The organism is Vibrio sp. M260118, assembly GCF_036533755.1.
Taxonomy (GTDB): Bacteria; Pseudomonadota; Gammaproteobacteria; order Enterobacterales; family Vibrionaceae; genus Vibrio.
On the sequence record NZ_JATABG010000310.1, the window covers coordinates 1 to 6,038 of the forward strand.

A 6,038-nucleotide genomic window follows, 5' to 3' on the forward strand; every position below is an offset into this window, starting at 1 on the left:
TGCAGAGATTCTGGCCCTAAAAGCCAATTGGAACAAAGCGATTCAATACTATACGCAAGCTAGCCAAATTGCTGAGCTAGGAAGCCTAAAGCAAGCAAGATATGATGCCCGTATTGACCAGTTGATGGTCGAAAGGGATCGTTTCTTTGCCTTACAATAATAAATGGAGAAAACTCTATGTCAGTCGTGATTTATCACAACCCACGTTGCTCTAAAAGCCGTCAAACTCTTGCACTGCTCGAAGAGCAGAACATTCAACCTGAGATCATCAAATATCTCGATACGCCACCAAGCATCGAGGAGCTAAAAACATTAATGGATCAGCTCGAACTCTCAGAAGTACGCGACATGATGCGAACTAAAGAGGACATCTACAAAGAGCTTGAACTAAAGTCGGCGGATGATGAGACCCTATTCAAAGCAATGGCTGAGAATCCAAAACTGATTGAGCGTCCTATTGTTGTCGCTAATGGCAAAGCCAAACACGGTCGACCACCGGAGCAAGTCTTAGAAATCTTATGATTTGCCGTGTCATTATCCTCTATTACAGCCGCCACGGTTCGACACGCGCGATAGCTCGTCAAATTGCTCGTGGGGTTGAATCAGTGCCACAGTGTGAAGCCATACTGCGTACTGTTGATGAGATCGATGCCGTAGACAACGCAGACGATCCTATCATTACTCTCGAAGAGCTAAAACAATGTGATGGGTTAGCGATGGGCAGTCCGGTCTGGTTTGGCAATATGGCGGCACCGCTTAAGCACTTTTGGGATAAAAGCACTTCGGCATGGGTCTCGGGTGATTTGATAGATAAGCCAGCGTGTGTTTTTACCTCATCATCTAGCATGCACGGCGGTCAAGAAACCACGCTACAAAGCATGATGCTGCCACTGTTACACCACGGAATGATGGTGCTAGGCATACCCTACTCCGAGCCCAAGCTTCACACTACAGTTAGCGGTGGCACGCCTTATGGTGCAACATCGGTAAGTTCTCATAGCACAGCGCTAACCAAAGATGAAATCGAGCTGTCACAACAACTGGGGAAACGCCTCGCGCAAACCGCAGTGAAAATGAAGGATCAATAACGATGCAGGAGATGCAGTCAACAACTAAGCTCTACCGCCTGTTGGCTTTATTTGGCAACCTTGCTTTACTCGCGTGGATAATGATTTGGCAACTGTCACTATCACCTCATCCACACATAAGCAGTACCACATTAGCCATCGCCTGGGCAGTACCATTACTGCTGCCACTTCCGGGTATTCTCGCAGGTAAACCTTATACCCATGCCTGGGCTAACTTTGTTTTGATGCTCTACTTTTTGCACGCATTCACTATCCTCTATGTCGATGACGGCGAACGTTGGCTAGCTGGGGTTGAGCTCGTGTTAACGACAATGGCATTCTTTGGCAATATTCTTTACGCAAGAGCCAGAGGCAAAGAGTTGGGAATGAAGCTAAAACGATTGTCTAAAGTCGAGAAAGAAGAGAAAGCACGCTTCGAATCTGAATAAAAAAAGGTCTGGATTTCCAGACCTTTTTCACTGTTACTGCTCGCTCGTTTCCGTTTGCTCAGTCACTTCACCATCAGTGATTGCTTCTGCTTGGACTTCCTCTTCTACAGGAGCGATATAAACATACGGCTGACCTTGCCATTCGAATACCATAATCATCTCAGCAGGTACAACTTCTGGCGCAGGTTCTAGAGTCTCAACCGCTAATGGCGCGTCACTGAGTTCATCCTGTGGTGCAACTAGATTATCTTCAGGCGCAACGACTTCAGGCATAACAACTGGCGCTTGTTCTGTCACGCTCTCTAACTGAACAACATCGCGCATACGGCGAACTTCTTGCTCAAACTCTTGCTGAGAAGCCAACAAATGCACTTCAAAAGTGACCTGATTACCTTTGATCTTAAGAATATCAAGTGAGGCAACCGAGCTTAGCTTCTTCAATTGGTTTTCTAAGGTAAAGAAACCCACCGCATCATTTAACTCAGTGAATCGAACTTTCACTGACTCTGAAGACTCGCTCGCAACCACAACCGCGCTCTTCTTAGCGTAATAGTCACTGATTTGATTAACCATTTTAGTTGCGGCATCAGCACCGTTGTTTGAGCCAGACAGAGGCGCTTGGCGAGTCACACCAATACTTGACGGCTTTTGGTCATACAGAGTCCATCTTAAGCTGTTTGACTGAGCACGAACCACCAACACACCATCAACAGGATAACGTTGGCTAGCTTGGCCTACTGGCTGTATAAAACCACCCCACAAATCAGACACTGCGACACCGGTAATATCATCAAAATCACCGACTGGTACTGTTAATGGCAGTCCTCGTACTGCGGCTTCTTGTTTCATCTGAGTCAAGACGGAAGAAGGCGAATGCTCCCACACAATTGTACGATCAGCTTGAGTCTCTTCGACTAACCACACCAACAAGTTGGCACGTGCTGCAGGCCAGATTGGCAGTTGAGCTTGGCTAAGTAGTGAACGGATGTGTGGCGCGCTAAACACCATACGCAGAGACTGGGCATCGTTGATTTGACCGTAACTAAGCTGTGCCACGTATTGGCTGCTCTGGCTAAGTGCTTTTTGCACAACCTCATTTGAAACCGCATTGCGGTCACCTGAAGCTCTCACTATCACCTGTTTCATGCCTTCTACACGCGCTTGGGCATCGGCATTGTCAGCCGTTTGGTCTATTACAACTTCAGTTTGGTACAAATCGACATTGGTCAACGCTAATGCCGGTAGAGCAACCAGTCCCAAAATGAACAAAGCTAGATGGCGCATACACTTCCTAAGATCAGTTTCTTACACGTTTAAACGTCGATGATAAGCAACTATCGAGTGGTGAGCAACTATCGGTCTAGGTTATGAGGTTTAGAGCGAGTAAATCTATAAGGTTAGTCGATGAGTGAATCGTCAATTATTTGATCCAGTTCAGATGGCAAACGTTTGCCTTAATGATAGAATCCTGCGAATTTGTTTGATTGAAGAGTAATTACTCTGTACTTCGCTACGTTAAGGAATAACCCATGAAAAACGCCATTCAAGGTGCACAAATGCTGTTTGTCGCATTCGGGGCTTTAGTATTAGTCCCACTGCTGACAGGCCTAGATCCTAGTGTTGCCCTATTCGGTGCCGGTGTCGGAACACTTCTGTTTCAACTTATTACTCGCCGAGCAGTTCCCATCTTCCTCGCTTCATCGTTCGCCTTTATTGCACCAATTTTATACGGTGTACAAACGTGGGGTATTCCAGCAACTATGGGTGGCCTTATGGCTGCAGGTTGTGTCTACGTGGCAATGGGCGCGCTGATTAAAGCTCGCGGTGTAGAAATTATACATAAACTTCTACCACCAGTTGTTGTCGGCCCAGTAATCATGGTTATCGGTTTAGGTCTTGCGCCTGTTGCGGTTAACATGGCACTAGGAAAAGTAGATGGAGCTCAAGTCATTGATGCCAATGCGTCACTGGTTATTTCGGTTGCGTCTCTACTTACCACCATCATTCTGAGTGTGTTCGCAAAAGGCTTCTTAAAACTAACACCAATCCTAGGCGGCATCGTCGTTGGTTACGCGCTAAGCCTCGGCTATGGCATTGTTGACTTCTCGCCAGTTCAGCAAGCCGCTTGGTTCGCTCTGCCTAACTTCACCTTCCCAGAGTTCAATATTAACGCCATCCTATTTATGATCCCTGTTGCGATTGCTCCTGCTGTAGAACACGTTGGTGACATGCTGGCTATTTCGAACGTAACGGGTAAGAACTATGTTAAGAAACCAGGCTTACACCGCACCATCACTGGTGACGGGGTAGCAACGATCGCTGCATCAATGGTTGGCGCGCCACCAAATACTACCTATTCGGAAGTAACGGGCGCGGTAATGCTAACCAAAGCGTTCAACCCTGTAATCATGACTTGGGCAGCAGTTTGTGCGATTGTACTTGCGTTAGTTGGTAAGCTAGGCGCAACACTACAAACGATTCCGATGCCAGTGATGGGCGGCATCATGATTCTTCTATTTGGTTCAATCGCTACCGTTGGCTTAAACACGCTAATTAAGAACAATGTCGACCTACATAAATCACGCAACCTAGTAATTGTGGCAATTACCCTTGTATTCGGTATTGGTGGTATGGCATTTGGTGTTGGCGAGTTCAGCCTACAAGGCGTGAGTTTGTGTGGTATCGTGGCTATTCTTCTTAACCTAATCTTGCCTCAAGATCTGGGCGAAAACCATGTAGTGGATAACGCACAGATGGAAGAAGAAGTTAAGTAGTTTCGAGTTTCGAGTTTCGAGTTTCGAGTTTCGAGTTTCGAGTTTCGAGTTTCGAGTTTCGATTCCGGCGCTCACACAGATAGTCTCTTGACCCATCGCACTTTGATGAATAAAAGTCGGCAGCGCTTTTTTCTGTCCTAATGGACTTATCCCACCCACTACATAACCTGTGGTCTTTTGCGCAATATCTGGGTTAGCCATTTCTGCTTTCTTGCCTTTTGCCGCCTTTGCCGCTTGCTTTAAATTGAGCTTTTGATCCACGGGAATAACCGCAACAGCGAGATTTTTCGCCTCACCATTAATACAAAACAACAGAGTCTTAAACACTTGCTCAGGATTTTGCCCTAAGGCTTCAACCGCCTCTAAGCCATAGCTTTCCGCTCGTGGGTCATGGTGATACTGATGAATAGTGTGGGTGATTTTTTTCTTTTTAGCGAGATTAATTGCAGGAGTCATACTCCCTCCTGTTCAGACAAACAAAAAGCGCTGCTCTTATTGAGCAGCGCTTTAGATTAAATAGCCTTATAAGCGAGTGTCAACTTACTTATAAACCATCTCACCAGATGGTGCGTATTTGTTAACGTCGATTGGGCTGTTCGATTCCATGTACTCTTTAAGTACTTCAGCATCTACGAAACCCGTGTTTACGTGACCTGGGTGACCCGTTAGTTTAGGGTAACCATCACCACCAGCTGCGTTGTAGCTTGGTACAGTGAAGCGGTAAGTCTCGTCTAGACGTAACTGTTTGCCACCAATAAATACGTTCGATACCTTACCGTCAGCAACTGTCATAGAGATACCTGCAAACTGAGCATACGCACCAGAGTCTACTGGTTTAGTTGCTACTACGTTTAGGTAATCCATCACTTCTTTACCTGACATATCAGTGTAAGTCAGGATGTTAGCGAATGGTTGAACAGTCAGTACGTCTTTGTAAGTTACGTCGCCCGCTTCAATAGAGTCACGAACACCACCAGAGTTCATTACCGCGAAGTCCGCTTTCGCACGCTCCATATGAGCAGTTGCGATCAGACGACCTAGGTTAGTTTGCTGGAAGCGAACCACATTACGGTCACCTTCAAGCTTGCCATTTGTCTCAGCAATTTTAACATTCAGCTGAGCTTGACCTTGCTCTTGGTAAGGACGTAGGAACTCAAGCAGTTCCGAATCTTGTGCAATCTCATCTTCGATAAGTACACGCTGCTTCTTACCGTCGATCTTAACTTTCTTCTTCAAGTTCACAGGGATTAGATCGTAGCTCACCATCTCTAGCTCGCCGTTACGGAATTCGTAATCTGCACGACCTACATACTTACCCCACTCGTGTGCCTGAACGATGTAGGTACCGTTCTGCATGTCTGGCTTACACTCGTCAGAAGGCTTGAAGTTTTTCTTAACTACGTTTGGCGCTTCCATACATACAGGCTCTTGAGAGTGACCACCAACGATCATGTCTAGAGAACCTTCATCTAGGTAACGAGCAAGTGCTACATCACCAGGAGCGTTAACGCCACGTTTGCCGTTTTCGTAGTGGCCCATGTGGGTAACTGCAAAGATCAGATCTGGTTTTTCTGTCTTCTCTAGCTCAGCAATGAGCTGTTTCGCTTCTTCTTTAGGGTCACGGAAATCAATGCCACCGATAAACTCTGGGTTACCGATTTTTTGAGTATCTTCTGTTGTCAGACCAATAACAGCGACCTTGATGCCTTGAAGATCGAACATCTCGTATGCTTGGAACATACGCTCGC

Annotated in this window: 6 protein-coding genes and 1 pseudogene; 4 read left to right on the forward strand and 3 right to left on the reverse strand. The window is 46.3% G+C overall.

Going from position 1 to position 6,038, the window contains the following annotated elements:
* Positions 1–177 precede the first annotated feature (177 nt).
* Genes arsC through QTO00_RS15580 form a run of 3 tightly spaced genes read left to right on the forward strand, consistent with a single transcriptional unit; the run spans position 178 to position 1,516 of the window.
* Positions 178–522 (forward strand): arsenate reductase (glutaredoxin), encoded by a 345-nt coding sequence (arsC, locus tag QTO00_RS15570; protein WP_331425603.1) that lies wholly within the window; start codon positions 178–180, stop codon positions 520–522.
* On the forward strand, positions 519–1,088 hold the full coding sequence (gene wrbA / locus QTO00_RS15575; protein WP_331425604.1) for an NAD(P)H:quinone oxidoreductase: 570 nt from the start codon (positions 519–521) through the stop codon (positions 1,086–1,088). Before arsC ends, wrbA begins: the two co-directional genes overlap by 4 nt.
* A gap of 2 nt (positions 1,089–1,090) precedes the next feature.
* Positions 1,091–1,516, forward strand: coding sequence for a DUF2069 domain-containing protein (locus QTO00_RS15580; RefSeq protein ID WP_331425605.1), 426 nt, complete (start codon positions 1,091–1,093; stop codon positions 1,514–1,516).
* A gap of 33 nt (positions 1,517–1,549) precedes the next feature.
* Here the strand turns inward: QTO00_RS15580 and QTO00_RS15585 are convergent, their stop codons facing one another.
* On the reverse strand, positions 1,550–2,800 hold the full coding sequence (locus QTO00_RS15585; RefSeq protein ID WP_331425606.1) for a DUF2066 domain-containing protein: 1,251 nt from the start codon (positions 2,798–2,800) through the stop codon (positions 1,550–1,552).
* Between the two features lie 245 nt (positions 2,801–3,045).
* Here QTO00_RS15585 and QTO00_RS15590 point away from each other — a divergent pair, with 245 nt between their 5' ends.
* Entirely contained in the window at positions 3,046–4,290 is a 1,245-nt protein-coding gene (locus tag QTO00_RS15590; protein WP_331425607.1) for a uracil-xanthine permease family protein, read from the forward strand.
* Between the two features lie 63 nt (positions 4,291–4,353).
* Here QTO00_RS15590 and ybaK read toward each other — a convergent pair.
* Both ybaK and ushA read right to left on the reverse strand, forming a co-directional pair.
* Positions 4,354–4,746, reverse strand: a pseudogene (ybaK, locus tag QTO00_RS15595) (Cys-tRNA(Pro) deacylase); the annotation flags it as partial.
* Positions 4,747–4,830: 84 nt separating this feature from the next.
* Positions 4,831–6,038, reverse strand: a 1,208-nt coding sequence (gene ushA, locus QTO00_RS15600; protein ID WP_331425609.1) for a bifunctional UDP-sugar hydrolase/5'-nucleotidase UshA, incomplete at its 5' end; no start/stop codon positions are given.

What these genes read in the sequence shown, in the direction of transcription:
- arsC (WP_331425603.1), top strand. Translation starts at nt 178, where the DNA reads ATGTCAGTCGTGATTTATCACAACCCACGTTGCTCTAAAAGCCGTCAA.
- wrbA (WP_331425604.1), top strand. Translation starts at nt 519, where the DNA reads ATGATTTGCCGTGTCATTATCCTCTATTACAGCCGCCACGGTTCGACA.
- QTO00_RS15580 (WP_331425605.1), top strand. Translation starts at nt 1,091, where the DNA reads ATGCAGGAGATGCAGTCAACAACTAAGCTCTACCGCCTGTTGGCTTTA.
- QTO00_RS15585 (WP_331425606.1), bottom strand. Translation starts at nt 2,800, where the DNA reads ATGCGCCATCTAGCTTTGTTCATTTTGGGACTGGTTGCTCTACCGGCA.
- QTO00_RS15590 (WP_331425607.1), top strand. Translation starts at nt 3,046, where the DNA reads ATGAAAAACGCCATTCAAGGTGCACAAATGCTGTTTGTCGCATTCGGG.